Source organism: Niallia alba, from assembly GCF_012933555.1.
Lineage (GTDB): Bacteria > Bacillota > Bacilli > Bacillales > Cytobacillaceae > Niallia > Niallia alba.
In genome coordinates, this window is sequence record NZ_JABBPK010000001.1 from 4,773,285 (window position 1) to 4,788,607 (window position 15,323).

At 36.0% G+C, this 15,323-nt stretch carries 12 protein-coding genes; 2 read left to right on the plus strand and 10 right to left on the minus strand.

Features of this window, described 5'->3' with window-relative positions:
- Window positions 1-740: 740 nt before the first annotated feature.
- The 3 genes from HHU08_RS22660 to HHU08_RS22670 form a co-directional block, all read right to left on the minus strand.
- On the minus strand, window positions 741-2,027 hold the full coding sequence (locus HHU08_RS22660) for a UDP-N-acetylglucosamine 1-carboxyvinyltransferase (protein ID WP_016202507.1): 1,287 nt from the start codon (window positions 2,025-2,027) through the stop codon (window positions 741-743).
- A gap of 442 nt (window positions 2,028-2,469) precedes the next feature.
- Window positions 2,470-3,327, minus strand: coding sequence for a class II fructose-bisphosphate aldolase (locus tag HHU08_RS22665; protein ID WP_016202508.1), 858 nt, complete (start codon window positions 3,325-3,327; stop codon window positions 2,470-2,472).
- Window positions 3,328-3,765: 438 nt separating this feature from the next.
- A complete protein-coding gene (locus tag HHU08_RS22670) occupies window positions 3,766-4,131 on the minus strand; it encodes a response regulator (protein WP_198013185.1) in 366 nt (121 codons plus the stop codon).
- A gap of 186 nt (window positions 4,132-4,317) precedes the next feature.
- Between HHU08_RS22670 and HHU08_RS22675 the strand changes: the two genes are divergently transcribed.
- Entirely contained in the window at window positions 4,318-4,848 is a 531-nt protein-coding gene (locus HHU08_RS22675; RefSeq protein ID WP_169189395.1) for a DUF2529 domain-containing protein, read from the plus strand.
- Window positions 4,849-4,952: 104 nt separating this feature from the next.
- On the opposite strand, the gene HHU08_RS22680 is transcribed toward HHU08_RS22675, so the two are convergent.
- Window positions 4,953-6,557 carry a CTP synthase gene (locus tag HHU08_RS22680; RefSeq protein WP_016202511.1) on the minus strand — a complete coding sequence of 535 codons (1,605 nt, stop codon included), beginning with the start codon at window positions 6,555-6,557 and terminating at the stop codon, window positions 4,953-4,955.
- Window positions 6,558-6,799: 242 nt separating this feature from the next.
- Window positions 6,800-7,381 carry a DNA-directed RNA polymerase subunit delta gene (gene rpoE, locus HHU08_RS22685; protein WP_016202512.1) on the minus strand — a complete coding sequence of 194 codons (582 nt, stop codon included), beginning with the start codon at window positions 7,379-7,381 and terminating at the stop codon, window positions 6,800-6,802.
- Window positions 7,382-8,139: 758 nt separating this feature from the next.
- Between rpoE and cls the strand changes: the two genes are divergently transcribed.
- Window positions 8,140-9,342, plus strand: coding sequence for a cardiolipin synthase (gene cls / locus HHU08_RS22690; RefSeq protein WP_169189396.1), 1,203 nt, complete (start codon window positions 8,140-8,142; stop codon window positions 9,340-9,342).
- Between the two features lie 122 nt (window positions 9,343-9,464).
- Here cls and HHU08_RS22695 read toward each other — a convergent pair whose 3' ends face one another.
- The 5 genes from HHU08_RS22695 to speB all read right to left on the minus strand — a co-directional run bounded on the left by HHU08_RS22695 (window position 9,465) and on the right by speB (window position 15,303).
- The gene (locus HHU08_RS22695) at window positions 9,465-9,635 is read right to left on the minus strand and encodes a XapX domain-containing protein (RefSeq protein ID WP_016202515.1); all 171 of its coding nucleotides are present in this window, start codon (window positions 9,633-9,635) and stop codon (window positions 9,465-9,467) included.
- A 398-nt stretch (window positions 9,636-10,033) separates the two neighbouring features.
- Window positions 10,034-11,704 carry an arginine--tRNA ligase gene (argS, locus tag HHU08_RS22700; protein ID WP_169189397.1) on the minus strand — a complete coding sequence of 557 codons (1,671 nt, stop codon included), beginning with the start codon at window positions 11,702-11,704 and terminating at the stop codon, window positions 10,034-10,036.
- Window positions 11,705-11,706: 2 nt separating this feature from the next.
- Complete coding sequence (locus HHU08_RS22705) at window positions 11,707-12,150, minus strand: DUF1934 domain-containing protein (RefSeq protein ID WP_016202518.1); 444 nt, start codon at window positions 12,148-12,150, stop codon at window positions 11,707-11,709.
- A 506-nt stretch (window positions 12,151-12,656) separates the two neighbouring features.
- Complete coding sequence (locus tag HHU08_RS22710) at window positions 12,657-13,757, minus strand: SH3 domain-containing protein (protein WP_169189398.1); 1,101 nt, start codon at window positions 13,755-13,757, stop codon at window positions 12,657-12,659.
- Between the two features lie 673 nt (window positions 13,758-14,430).
- On the minus strand, window positions 14,431-15,303 hold the full coding sequence (speB, locus tag HHU08_RS22715; RefSeq protein ID WP_047940781.1) for an agmatinase: 873 nt from the start codon (window positions 15,301-15,303) through the stop codon (window positions 14,431-14,433).
- Window positions 15,304-15,323 lie beyond the last annotated feature (20 nt).

The following is a 15,323-nucleotide window of genomic DNA, read 5'->3' on the forward strand; positions in this document are numbered from 1 at the left end:
GAGGCGAACGCTTTTTGTGAAGAGAAATTTTGATGCGAGAAATAATTAAAGTGAAGGATGGAAAAGAAGATTCCTACTTCTTCTCCAGCTATCGATAAATAGTATACTTTCATTTTTCTTATAGCTCTTTTCATAAGAATGGCTTCGAATATAAATTTATCTTAAGAGGAGTTTTTATTTTATCCTTCATGTTTCTAATGCTTCTACGAGAATCAATTAAAAGCAATCTCTATTTTACCTCCATCTACGAAAAATGTGCAACAAGAATTTTTCAACTGGCTTCTTGTTAACCCATAATGGAAGTGGAATATGGATAAAGACTCTTTATTATCCTTCTTTTTAGGATAGTTCGAAAAGGAAGGTATTGGAGGATGCTTAATGAATATTCCCGTTTTGGGAGGACATTGATTCTTTCATCAACGTAAATGAAAAAGGATGGTCCTAACATCCTTTTATAGTGAAATTATTACCTTTTTATACGTATCCGAATCTATTATATATTTTATTCTCTTCTATATTTTTGCACGGAACAGGGGAATGTCCTCCCCCGATTATCCTTTTTTCCTTTTAAAAAAGCAAGAATAGAAAAAAGTTAGACATATTTTACAACGGCTGTTTTCGTAAAGTTTATTGCCATTACCTGTAGCCAACCAATTCATTATTTCTAGAGAAACAACAATCTTTTAGAAAACAGCCTTACAATAAATGAATGTTGCATCGCAATTGCGTATTACTATGCATTAACCATTATTTATTTGTTGATATTCCTCTTCCGTCATTTTTTCACGCCATATTGTGGCACCTAAACCAGTGAGCTTTTCCACTATATGACTATATCCTCTATCTATATGTTCTAGACCAGTTATCTCCGTAACTCCATCTGCCATAAGCCCTGCTATAACTAATGATGCTCCAGCACGCAAATCGCTTGCCTTTACTTTCGCACCTTGTAAATGAACAGGTCCATTAATTATCGCAGATCGCCCCTCTACTTTTATCGTCGCATTCATGCGGCGTAACTCATCTATATGTTTAAATCTAGCACCATAGATTGTGTCTGTAACCATACTTGTACCATTTGTCTTGGTCAAGAGAGACGTGAATGGCTGCTGTAGATCTGTTGGGAATCCAGGATATACAAGCGTTTTTATATCTACAGGTTTAAGGGAGTTGTTTGAACTTACAAACACTTGTTCATCACTTGATTCAATTGAAACTCCCATTTCTCTCAATTTTGCAATAAGAGACTCTAAATGTTGAGGGATTACATTATCCACAACGACACCGTCTCCAACTGCAGCACCAATAATAATATACGTACCAGCTTCAATACGATCAGGAATAATAGTATGACGGCAACCGTGTAGATGATCTACCCCTTCAATCCGAATTACATCGGTTCCAGCTCCCTTAATTTTTGCACCCATATTGGTTAAAAGTGTTGCGACATCAATGATTTCCGGTTCTTTTGCTGCATTTTCAATGATGGTTTTCCCTTTTGCTCGTACTGCTGCCAGCATAATATTGATTGTTGCACCGACACTTACTACATCTAAATAAATTCTTGCTCCTCTTAACTCATCTGCCCGAAGATAAATGGCTCCTTGTTCATTTGTAACCTGTGCACCGAGCGCTTCAAACCCTTTAATATGCTGATCTATTGGTCTTGGTCCAAGATGGCATCCACCAGGTAATCCAATCACTGCCTTTTTGAAACGTCCTAACATGGCTCCCATTAAATAATAAGAAGCACGCAATTTTTTAACCTTTCCATTCGGCATAGGCATAGAGATCATAGAAGAGGGATCAATTGTTATATCAGACTCTGATATAGATACCGTTCCACCTAACTCTTCCATAATTTCTTTTAATATTTGAACATCTGAAATGTCAGGCAGCCCCTCAATTGTAACTGGAGATTCAGCTAAAATGGTTGCTGGAATAAGTGCAACTGCACTATTTTTTGCACCACTAACTCTAACCGTTCCTTTTAAAGGCGATCCACCTGCAATCATAAGTTTTTCCATTTCTAGCTCCCTTCTAAGCCAATGCAAAAGTACGAATTCTGCTATAGTTAATCAAGATGAGGCTTGGATGTAGAATCTTGTTTGAATTACTGTTACTTATTATACCAAATATTAAGACTTAATGGAAAAGTATCTATGTATGAACTTTCGTTCTCATTTGTTAATAAAGTGAAACTTCCATTAGTGGGGGTTTGGTTAGTTGAACCAATCGGACCTATACAGACAGTTGATCTCCCACCTATCTTCCGCGTATACTCATAAGCTGGAAGTGGATCTTACTATCCGTTAAGAGAGAGATAAAGTACAAACATTTTTAGTATTACCTATATAAAGCCCTCTAATACTTTAGACCACCCACTCTAAAGCTTTTTGGGATATATAAAAAAGAGGATATCTTTAAAGGGTATTCCCTAAAAAGATATCCTCTTTCATTTCATAACAATTATGCTTTATTTGAAGAACCGAATTCTTTGATTTTGCCGATTACTGTTGCTTTAATCGCATCACGAGCAGGTCCTAAATATTTACGTGGATCATACTCTTCTGGTTTAGCAGCTAATGTTTCGCGAACTGCTTTAGCAGAAGCAATTTGGTTTTCAGTATTAACGTTGATTTTAGCAGTTCCTAAAGAAATTGCTTTTGTGATATCTTTTGTTGGGATACCAGTTCCACCGTGTAATACTAATGGCAAACCAGTTAATTTACCAATTTCTTCCATTTCTTTGAAACCTAAGTTTGGCTCACCTTTATAAGGTCCGTGAACAGAACCTAAAGCAGGAGCTAATGTGTCAATACCAGTACGTTTAACAAGCTCCACACATTCGTTAGCATCAGCATAAATTACACCTTCAGCTACAACGTCGTCTTCTTGTCCACCAACAGTACCAAGTTCTGCTTCAACAGAAACACCTTTAGCATGTGCATATTCTACTACTTTAGAAGTAATTTCTACGTTTTCTTCAAACGAATGATGAGAAGCATCGATCATTACAGATGTAAAACCAGCATCAATTGCTTCTTTACATTTTTCGAAGCTTGAACCGTGATCTAAATGAATAGCAACTGGAACAGTGATATTATAGTCTTCGATTAAACCTTCAACCATTTTCACAACTGTTTTGAAACCAGCCATATAACGGGCTGCACCTTCAGATACCCCAAGAATTACTGGAGATTTTTCTTCTTCTGCAGCTTGAAGAATTGCTTGAGTGAACTCAAGATTATTTAAGTTAAATTGACCAACAGCATAGCCTTCTGCTTTTGCTTTGTTTAACATGTCTTTCATTGAAACTAAAGGCATATTTCTTCCTCCTTATTTAATGATCGTTCTTTGTTACAAGAGAATCTTTATTAAATTTCCCAAAGGAAAGTTGAATATGTATATAATACCTCAAGTAAACGAAAACGAATCATTCCTTTTAAACTCAATTGTAATCATACCAAAATTAAACAAGAAATGCTATCGTTCCAGCTTTTTTTTCTATTTTGTCACAATTTAGCATTCTTTTTGACGAATGAAAGCACTTCAAAACTAGATGCATCGCAAACTGGAGAAAAAAACACTGTAAATACCATCAATCTCACTATTCCAGATTGATGGCTGTTTTATTTCTTTGTAAAAAATATCACAGATTAATTTTCAAAAAATTATTAGTCCCTAACTAAAAACAAATATTTTAAGGATAAGAGATATCTTCTTCGTATCGTTTAGGTAATTAATATGTATATACTTGAGCAATTACTGATTAATGTATTTCTTAACAGCTTCTCTAAGATCATCAATATCAAACGGTTTAGCAAAATGCGTGAGTGCTCCAAGGTCTTTCGCTTCTTGAATCATATCAAGTTCTCCATAGGCAGTCATGATAATGACACGAATATCTTGATTAAGCTTTTTCATTCGTTTTAATATTTCAATTCCATCCATTCCAGGAATCTTCATATCAAGTAATACTAAATCTGGTAATTCTCTTGTCACTATTTCTAACGCCTGATTTCCATTTGCAGCTTGAAATGTTTTATATCCTTCCTTTTGAAAAACTTCATTCAAAAGGATTCTTATGCCGAATTGATCATCAACGATTAGTATTTTCCCTTTCATAATTGAACCTTCCCTTCTCAGTCGAGTTATGTATGTATTGTCTCGGTTTTATCATAGTTATCTTTCTACTATTTGGTCAACTTTTCCTGCTAATTCCCTTAAATTTTACCTTTTCCCTATATTTAATTATAATTATCTACTATATGAAGTGATTTACTGTTAATTTTTATAATAATGGAGGTTTTTCACGTGCTTAAAATGTTTTCCACTCAATTAAGTGGACTATTTAAAAGGTTACACGAAAAAGAAGAGGAGACAATCGAAGACAGCTCGAGATTATTAGCCCAAGCCATCGTGAGTGACGGAAAAGTTTACTTCTATGCAACAAATGAAATGGCTGGAGTGATAGAAGAGGCGACGAAGGGAATGGAGCCAATGCCAAATGCAGTAGAATGGACAGGCGCATCACTTGATCTTATTACTTCTAATGATCGTTTCATTCTGTTTTCTCGCACCAATGAAGAAGAAGAGGTAAATCTTTTTGCCAAACAATTACACGAGGCTCAAGTTCCCTTTATTTATATCTGTTCGATTACCAACCCTGAAATAGAATCATTGGTTGACTTAGCGGAAGTTACTATCAACTTAAAACTCACTAAAGGCTTATTGCCTGATGAAGAAGGAAATAGATACGGCTACCCCTCTTTAATTGCGGCTCTCTTTATTTATCACGGCATTAAGTTTACAACCGATGAAATTTTAAAGGAATACACTATATAATAGGAAGAAACATAACGCTAAGCGTTAGAAAAGATCACAAAAAGAGGTTATTCCAAATGGAGTAACCTCTTTTTTAACAGTTAAGACAGTATAAGTTTTCTTTATTATTTTTCCGCTAGGCGGATAGATGCACCAACAAACTCACGGAATAGCGGTTGTGGACGAGTTGGTCTTGAAATAAATTCTGGGTGGAATTGAGATGCAACAAACCAAGGATGGTCTTTTAACTCAACAATTTCCACTAAACGGCCATCTGGGCTAGTTCCAGAGAAAATAAATCCTGCCTTTTCCATTTCTTGACGATATTGATTATTAAATTCATAACGATGGCGATGTCTCTCATAAATTACTTCATCTTGATAGGCTTCATAAGCTCTTGTTTCTTCTTTTAGTTTACATGGATATAAACCTAAGCGAAGTGTTCCGCCTAAATCCTCTACATCCTTCTGTTCAGGTAGAAGATCGATAACTGGATGAGTAGTCGCTTCATTAATTTCAGAAGAATGAGCATCCTTCCAACCTAAAACGTTACGTGCAAATTCGATAGAAGCAACCTGCATTCCTAAACAAATTCCTAAGAAAGGCACTTTTTGTTCACGTGCATATTGTGTTGCTAATATCTTTCCTTCAATTCCACGATCTCCAAATCCGCCTGGTACAAGGATTCCATCTGCATCTTGTAGTAATTCTTGGACATTTTCTTTCGTTACATGCTCTGCATTAATCCAATCAATATTGATATCGGCATCAAATGCATAACCAGCATGTTTTAATGCTTCTACAACAGAAATATAGGCATCTTGTAGTTCTACATATTTACCAACAAGTGCAATTTTTGTTGTTTTAGAAAGATTACGTACACGATCTACTAATTCAATCCATTCTGTCATATCTGCTTCTTGGCATTTTAGCTTTAAATGGTCGCATACAATTTGATCAAGGTTTTGCTCTTGTAATGCTAGAGGAATCGTATATAGTGTATCGGCATCACGACACTCAATAACCGATTTATTGTCTATATCACAGAATAACGCAATTTTGTCTTTCATATCTTCAGAAATTGGTTTTTCTGTTCTTACAACAATAACATTTGGCTGAATTCCCAAGCTACGCAACTCTTTTACACTGTGTTGAGTTGGCTTTGTTTTCATTTCCCCTGCAGCTTTAATGTAAGGTACTAATGTACAATGAATATACATAACATTATCGCGGCCAATATCACTTTTAATTTGGCGAATTGCTTCTAAGAATGGTAATGATTCAATATCCCCAACCGTTCCGCCAATTTCCGTAATAACCACATCTGCATTTGTTTCACGCCCAGCTCTATATACACGCTCTTTAATTTCATTCGTAATATGTGGAATTACTTGAACCGTACCTCCAAGATAATCTCCTCTTCGCTCTTTTCTTAAAACAGTAGAATAGATCTTTCCTGTTGTAACGTTATTATATTTCGTTAAATTGATATCAATAAAACGCTCATAGTGTCCTAAGTCTAAGTCTGTTTCTGCACCATCATCTGTTACAAATACTTCTCCGTGCTGATAAGGACTCATCGTACCTGGGTCCACGTTAATATACGGGTCAAACTTTTGAATCGTTACACTTACACCACGGTTTTTCAGCAAGCGACCAAGAGAAGCTGCTGTAATCCCTTTTCCTAGTGAAGATACTACTCCACCTGTTACAAAAATATATTTTGTCATTATATAATCCCCCTTGATTTAAGTTTGCTCCAATTCCTCTTTATTTAAGACGAATTAACTAATTTTTTTAGAGGGGTATGAAACGATTGCTATTAACTTCCTTACTAAAAAATAAAAAGCGCTCCACTTACTTTCTACAAGTAAGGGAGCGCTATATTTAGCGAATTTAAGTTCGTTCCTCTTTTTAAGGAGCCCAAAAAAGATTTTACTAGCAACGACTGTAAATGTCAAGAGTAGAAGAATTATTTATCTTCATCCTCATCATCTTCAAATTCGTCGTCTTCGTCTTCCTCTTCCTCCTCATCTTCGATTTCATATTCTTCTTCTAAATCTTCGTCGAAGTCTTCGTCTTCCTCTGACAAATCGTCATCCAATAGATCGTCGTCTTCCTCTTCATCCAAATCGTCATCCTCATCTAGAAGTTCTTCATCATCTAGATCTGCATCAAAGTCATCGAAATCGTCATCATCTTCCTCTAAGCTATCAAAATCATCGAAGTCATCATCGACAGCTTTTTTAGCTTTCTTCTTCTTCGGCTTTGTAACAGTTACAACGTCTTCCTCTGATTTATCTACTGGATACCATAAACGAAGTCCCCAACGATTGTCACCTAGTGATAAAAAGCGACCATCAATATTAACATCTGTATAAAATTGTGCTATTTTCTCGTTAACTTCTTCTTCACTTAGTCCTACTAACTTTGCTACTTCGTTCATTAGTTCATTAAATGCATAAGGTGTTTTGCCACCATTCATTATTTCATATGCTACATCAATTAGTGACATTTCTTTTAGTTCTTCTTTTGTGTATTTGTCAACACTCATTCTTTCGCACTTCCTTTCATATTCTACTCAATCCCCTTCCTGAAAGCTTGGACCAAAATTCAGGTGGAAGTTTCATGTGTCGGGAGTTTATTATTTTTTATACATCTTATTGATCTTTTAACAAATCAATCTAATTACCTGTCTACTTTTAGTAGGCTCATTTTAAGAAAGGAAACCTTTACTAAATAGTAAAAATACATATTCTCCATTATAAACAAATTTTAGGTGAATATGCTAGTTCTAGTTAAGGTTTATTTAACTTTTCTTTGAAATAGAAGGTTTCCTTCCTTTTGGTGGTTCCTTTTTGACTTGCTTGTTTATTTTTAGCTAGGCGAAAAAACAGAAGGGATAAAAGAAAAAAACCAATCGAGCCTAATTGATGCTTATAAAGAATATAAAAGATTCCTAAAAATAGGAGCAGTCCTATTAATATCAAAAGTTTCCGCACCTTTCATCCATCCCAACCTAAATAATTGATTATTCTTACTTCTAGAATAACGATTGTAGCAAGTAAAGTGCAAGTCTCTTCTTTATTTTCCCCTTAAAATTATTATCACATTGAAATGAATGTGGATGAACGTTTCTAGATCCCTCTTGTTTAAGTGTTCCTCTTCTATATGAACGCTCTTCTCGTACCTTGCTCCTCTTATTACAGCTTTCCTTATTCTTTCTCATTCAACAAAAAACAATATAATTTAAACCGAGGTATGAAAGGCATAGAATATCGGGAATACTATCCTTTTAAGGAGGCATAGTGAATGAAGACATTCTTGATAATCATAAGTATTATTGCCATACTGATTTTCCTTCTCTTTATTGACTTCCAATTAGGAAAGAGAGCCCAGCAAAAAAAAACAGATCGAAAAAACTATCCTTTTAGATATACTAACTTTCACATTTATTCGGACGGAACAGAGTTGTTTCCAGCCCTGTTTCAGACCATTAAAGAGGCAAACAGCCATGTTCATGTCCTTTTCTATACTATTAAGACAGACAGTATTTCCACGGAGTTTCTTAACCTTTTAGAAACAAAAGCACATGAAGGAGTGGAAGTACGCCTTATTTTGGATTGGTTGGGAAGTATTAAAATACGAAAAAAAATTAGAGAGAATTTAAAAAAGGCTGGTGTTCAGTTTGCTTTTTGCCAACTCCCAACATTCCCTTACCTTTTTTATTCCTTACAAGTTAGAAACCATCGGAAAATTGCCATCATTGATGGAAAAGTTGGTTTTATGGGCGGCTTTAATATTGGCAAAGATTATATTCATGCCAACTTCAAATTAAGCCCTTGGCGTGACTATCATCTTCAATTAACTGGAGAAGGAGTTGATGACTTACAGCGGGAGTTTTTAATCGACTGGTTAAAAGCCTTTAAAGTTAATCTACTGCAAAATCCTATATATTTCCCTATGCAGCAAAAGGGAGAATCTAGACATCAACTAATTCCTACACAAGGGGTTTATTTAGAAGAAATAATCTGTAACTTGGTCAAAAACAGCAAAAAATCGCTTTTTATCGCTACTCCTTATTTTATCCCTAGTAAGCGAATAACAGAAGAGTTAGTGAGAGCATTACATAGAAATGTTTCCATTACGATCCTTATTCCTGATAAAGCGGATCATATGCTTGTTAAAGAGGCCTCTTTTCCTTATCTACGTTCACTGATAGGAAATGGAGCAAGCGTTTATCAATATTTGAATGGCTTTTTTCATGGCAAATTAATTAATGTTGATAATGAGATTATTATTATCGGCTCATCCAATTTTGATAGACGCAGTATCTTTTTAAATCACGAGTTGAATTGTTGCATCTATGACCCTGTATTTATTGAAAAAATGAACAAGATTACAGAGATGGATTTACAGCAAGCAAAGGAATTATCGCTTGAGGGTTTAAATACAATCACGATGAGAAGTAAACTAAAGGAATGGGTTTCCCGTCTTTTTGCTCCCTTTTTATAAAAGGACTGTTTCGTAAAGCATGCTCAGGACTCTAAATACAACAATTAATCATGCTCAACTAGATGGCCGCTCACTGGAATAGTAAGCGGCCATCTAGTTGAGCATCATATTTGCACTTCTAATTATCTTTGAAAAAAGACACTGACCCACTCAAACACACGGTAACCGGCGTATATTCCAAAAATGCCTACAATCCCTGAAAATGCACCTGGAGCAGGTATGGGTAGTTTCAATAGCCCAAAGATGAATCCAGTTAAAAACCCAGTAAGTAAAGCAAATAGAACTAATTTCACAAGCATCTTCCCTTTCCTGAAGTAGATGCTTTTTATTATTCTAAAAGATGATTAGAAATATCCAATGATTTCTTTATAAAAAAAGGAAGTTGGGACATAAGTATTTTCAACCAAATAACCCCGAACGATTATACGTACATGCTAAGAAGAGTTCGTATGATTGTTTAGGCTTTTATTCATTTTAAGAAAGAAGGTTTGTGGTCATCACCCGCAGACTGAATACACTTCGCTTTCCACGGGGCGAGCGCCACGGAAAGCGAACCCCTGGAGCGGTGAGCAACCTCCCTATTCAAAGGGACTAATAAATATGCTATATACAAACTTCTTTTTTTAAAATTTAGGGGTTTCTCTACAGTCTGAGAGGAGAGCATTACTTTATGCTCTCCTCTCTAAATTAATTACATTTTTTCTGGTGCAGATACGCCGATTAGGGCTAAGGCGTTTCTTAACGTTATTTGCGTTGCTTGAATTAATGCTAGACGTGCCTTCGTTCTCTCTAAATTGTCTACATCCAATACTTTTTCTGCGTTATAGAAGCTATGGAAAGTAGATGCTAAGTCGTAAATATAATTTGTAATACGGTGTGGCATTCTCTTTAATGCCGCTTCTCCTACTGCTTGCGGGAATTCTCCTAGTTTTTTCAATAAGTCAAATTCTTTTTCTGCAGTAATTAACGCAGCGTTCAATTCATCGCCAGGCTCGATTCCTTGTTCTTTCCCTTGTCTAAGGATACTGGAAATACGGGCATGCGCGTATTGGGCATAATATACTGGGTTTTCATTGGATTGCGATACAGCAAGATCTAGATCAAAATCTAAATGCGTATCCGCACTTCTCATTGCAAAGAAGTAACGAGTTGCATCTAAGCCTACTTCTTCCACTAAATCTCTCATTGTAACAGCTTTACCAGTACGCTTACTCATCTTCATTTTTTCACCATTCTTATATAGATGAACAAGCTGAATAATTTCAACCTCTAAAGCATCTTTGTCATATCCTAATGCTTGAATTGCAGCTTTCATACGAGGGATATAACCATGATGGTCTGCACCCCAAATATTAATAAGCTTTTCAAAACCTCTATCTAGTTTATCTTTATGATAAGCAATGTCTGGTAATAAATAAGTAAACGAACCATCATTTTTAATAAGAACACGGTCTTTGTCATCTTCGAAATCAGTAGAACGTAGCCATGTCGCTCCATCCAACTCAAAAATATAGCCATTTTCTCTTAATTTGTTTAGGGCAATATCAATCTTTCCATTTTGATAAAGAGACGTTTCGGAGAACCACACATCAAATTTCACACGGAAATCTTCTAAATCCTGCTTTAATTTAGCCATTTCATATTTCAGACCGTAGTCACGGAAAAAATCAAAACGTTCTTGCTCCGAAACATGGACATACTTATCGCCATATTCCTCTGCTAGCTCTTTCCCAATTCCGATAATGTCTTCTCCATGATAGCCATCTTGCGGCATTTCTTTTTCCATTCCTAATGCTTGGAAATATCGTGCTTCTACAGATAATGCCAAGTTGTTAATTTGGTTACCAGCATCATTAATATAGTATTCTCTTGATACGCTATAACCAGCTTTATCTAAAATATTGCATAGGGAATCTCCTACTGCTGCCCCACGCGCATGTCCTAAATGAAGATCTCCAGTAGGGTTTGCAGAAACAAACTCCACTTGCACTTTTTCATTGTTTCCAACTGTTGTTTGTCCATATTGCTCTCCTGCTTTAAGAATAGTTGGAATTAAATCAGTTAGATAGCTGTTATCCATATAAAAATTAATGAAGCCAGGTCCTGCTATCTCTACTTTTTTAATAGAAGCTTTCGTTTGATCGAAATTGTCAATAATAGCCTCTGCAATTATACGTGGTGCTTTCTTTGCGACTCTCGTTAATTGCATCGCCATATTAGTAGAATAATCACCATGTGCTTTGTCCTTTGGTAATTCCAATATCACTTCTGGAATTTGTTCTTCTGCTGCTAACCCAGCTTTTATCACACTTTGTTTAATTTCTTCCTTTAGCTTGTCCTTTATTTGATCTACAATATTCATTCTTACTCTGTCTCCTCCTTAAATGAAATAGTCATATGATAGGTCCCATTATTGCTACCCTGCATCTTTAGATCATATAAAATATCTAAAGAACCTGTTGTTCTGTACTGTTCTATTTCTAATGCTAGCCTTTTTGTATCTGTAATTAGTTGAAAAACACCGTATGGACTTTCATAACTGCCGATTTTCTGTTTATTAATTAGAAAAGGGAGTCGCATTTTTACCGCTCCACTTCGAAGGATTAATCCTTCCTTTTCTGTGACTTTAATAATTGTTTTAATGGTGCCTTCTTCTATGATTTCTTCATATTTTATATATTTACTAGTATCTTTTTCTAAGTATTGACCAAACCCAATCCACTCAATACTTTCTTTATTTTTCCCATTATATATATGTGTTGTAACATGTAATTTTACAGGCACCTGTTGCGCTGATGGTTGAGACAACGACAACACTTCCTTTTCATTTTACTGTGTAACTTTATAAGTATAAATTTTTTGAGGGGGAAGTGCAAGATGGTTCGACAAATGATGCGCATATAATAAATTTAATCATTGTTTAAGAATGATAAAGAGGATGGGACATATCTAAATAGATACTTTGTAAAGATGAACAATCTCTAGTTTAGCTAGTATATAGCTGCTGCTTTTGCATACTTTTTACAATAGGAAATATAATTAGTTGGTTAAACAGAGCAGCCGGAATACACGTAGACTCCTGTGGGATTAGCGAGACAGTCTGAGACCCCGGAGGCGAAGCTGAGGAGGCTCAGCGCGAGCCCCACGGAAAGCGAAGTGTATTCCGGGTGCGGGGAATCGCACCAAACTTCATGGAAACATCCTTTTAAAAACAAATAAAAAACCAAACAATTATACGGACTCTCATAAGCGTCTTCGTATAATTGTTCGGATTTATCCTTGGCTGGAATACTTTTGTCCCAGCCCCTTCATTTTTAATAGTTATTTAACTCTTTAATTGGTGTTTGTATAATTACCGGGTTTTTAGAAGGATCTAACCATTTTAGAATCTTCACTACATTTGCTTCTGATGTTGCCGTACATCCAAGGGTGTAACTATTCCCAATGTGGAAAAAGATTGCACTTCCTTTGTTTGGAATGCGTTTTGTGTTGTAGTCAATGACAAAACCATATTTATATGCCGGCACATTCATATTTTCTGCACTCTTCCACTGACCGCTAGTTTTCTTTTTAGACTGCCACGTGTTATAGAGCTTAGATTTTGGATCATCTACCCATACATCGTCATTGGTAATTTTTCGATAAGATAATTTTGTTCCAGGGTTCTTTTCTGTACCGAAAGCTGTCCCTATTGTAAATTTCCCAATGGGTGACTTTTTACCGCCTTCACTCATATTTGATGTAAATCCATATTTACCGATGTGTCCAGCTGTAGTTAGAACTGGAACCCATTCTCCTTTTGTATTCTTTTCAAATGTGCGAATTTCAGCAGAGGATGTATTATAACCATTTGATGTTACAAGAATCAATTGCTTATTTTTCCCCACTGTTTTTAGACCTGCTGCCAAATTTTTTGGTGCAGCTGGCTTTTTTGTTGTTAGATATTTACTCGAAACCCAGCCTGTTTTAGTGCCTACCGTTACTTTGCTCCAAGAGCCCTTTGTTTGCGATACTTTTAAAGATTGATTCTTTTTGACTGTTGTAATTACTTTGTAAGTGGTACCTGCACCACTTCTCACATTTAACGTACTTGCTGTGACATACATCGTTTTCGTCGTTGTTGCCGCTTTTGCTGCCGGCTTCTTTGTTGTTAAATATTTATTGGATGCCCAGCCTGTTTTCTTTCCAACTGTCACCTTATCCCAAGACCCTTTTGTTTGGGTTACTGTTACAGCCTGATTTTTCTTTACCGTCGTTACTACTTTGAACGAGGTACCAGCTCCACTTCTTATATTAAGGGAACTTGCTGTAACATATTTCGTTTTTTTGCTGGCAGCTTGCACTGTATTTGCCGAATGAAAGCCTGCAAATAATACTATGATCCCTATTAATACGACAAAAATCTTTTTACTCATTTTATTCCTTCTCCCTATGTAAATGTCATGCTCCATCTTATTTTACATATAAAAATTGCAGCAAAAATGGTTCATATAAAGTTTATCAGATGATTATTTCAGTTTCTTAAAAAGCAGATTACAAAGCAACTATATTTCCATTGCCAGTTACTAGTATGGATCCCTTTCATCATAACTCAGCTTTTTCATTATTTTCTATATTTTAACATATATACAAAGCATTTTTCCTAGGAATTTCTAGAATCTATTTATTAAACCAGAGTCCACAAAAAAGAGGATGGGACATAACTAAATAGATACTCTGTAAAGACGAACAATTTCTAATATAGCTAGTAAATAGCGGCTGCTTTCGCATACTTTTTACAAGAGGAAATATAATTAGTTGGAAAAACAGAGCAGCCGGAATACACGAAGACTCCTATGGGATTAGCGAGACAGTCTGAGACCCTGCAGGCCACAGGCCGAAGCGGCTCAGCGCGAGCCCCATGGAAAGCGAAGTGTATTCCGGCTGCGGGGAATCGCACCAAACTTCATGGAAACATCCTTTGAAAAACAAATAAAAGCCCGAACAATTATACGGAACATTCATTAGCATCTTCGTATAATTGTTCGGAATTATCCTTGGCTGGAATACTTATGTCCCAGCCTCTTTTTAGGACTATCTATGAAATGATCATTTTACGAATCCTAAGATCATTTCACGGATTAATTTACTAGCTGTATTTGCCGTTTGCTCAGATGGGTCATAAATTGGTGCTACTTCTACCAAATCTGCCCCAACTACTTGAACATTGGAGCGTGCAATTTCGTGAATAGACGCTAATAATTCTTTTGATGTAATTCCCCCTGCATCTACTGTACCAGTACCTGGCGCATGTGCTGGGTCTAATACATCAATATCAATTGTTACATATACAGGTCTGCCTGCAAGTGTTGGCAAGATTTCTTTTAAAGGCTCTAGCACTTCAAACTTAGAAATATGCATGCCAACTTCTTTTGCCCATTGGAACTCCTCTTTCATTCCAGAGCGGATACCAAAAGAATAAACATTCTTTGGGCCAATTAAATTTGCTACTTTTTTGATTGGTGTCGAATGAGATAGCGGCTCCCCCTCATACTCATCACGAAGATCTGTATGAGCATCCATATGTATGATTGCTAAATCTGGATATTTTTTATACATTGCTTGGAATACGCCCCAAGATACTAAGTGCTCTCCACCCATTCCAAGTGGGAATTTATTATCTCCTAATACTTTGTCCACAAATTCTTCGATCATATCTAAGCTTCGCTGTGGATTTCCAAATGGCAACGGGATATCTCCCGCATCAAAGTATTTTACCTCTTCCAGCTCTCTATCTAAATATGGACTGTATTCTTCTAAGCCAACCGAAACCTCGCGAATTCGGGCAGGGCCAAAACGGGACCCAGGGCGGAAGCTAACAGTCCAATCCATTGGCATACCGTACAATACTACTTGGCTTTCTTCATAATTTGGAAAACTTTTTATAAATACATTTCCTGAATATGATTCATCAAAACGCATTGGTAATCACTCCTTTTTTA

Coding starts and splice junctions, on each gene's coding strand:
- rpoE (WP_016202512.1), bottom strand. CDS start 7,381: ATGAGTGTTGACAAATACACAAAAGAAGAACTAAAAGAAATGTCACTA.
- HHU08_RS22660 (WP_016202507.1), bottom strand. CDS start 2,027: ATGGAAAAACTTATGATTGCAGGTGGATCGCCTTTAAAAGGAACGGTT.
- HHU08_RS22665 (WP_016202508.1), bottom strand. CDS start 3,327: ATGCCTTTAGTTTCAATGAAAGACATGTTAAACAAAGCAAAAGCAGAA.
- HHU08_RS22710 (WP_169189398.1), bottom strand. CDS start 13,757: ATGAGTAAAAAGATTTTTGTCGTATTAATAGGGATCATAGTATTATTT.
- cls (WP_169189396.1), top strand. CDS start 8,140: ATGAAGACATTCTTGATAATCATAAGTATTATTGCCATACTGATTTTC.
- argS (WP_169189397.1), bottom strand. CDS start 11,704: ATGAATATTGTAGATCAAATAAAGGACAAGCTAAAGGAAGAAATTAAA.
- HHU08_RS22680 (WP_016202511.1), bottom strand. CDS start 6,557: ATGACAAAATATATTTTTGTAACAGGTGGAGTAGTATCTTCACTAGGA.
- speB (WP_047940781.1), bottom strand. CDS start 15,303: ATGCGTTTTGATGAATCATATTCAGGAAATGTATTTATAAAAAGTTTT.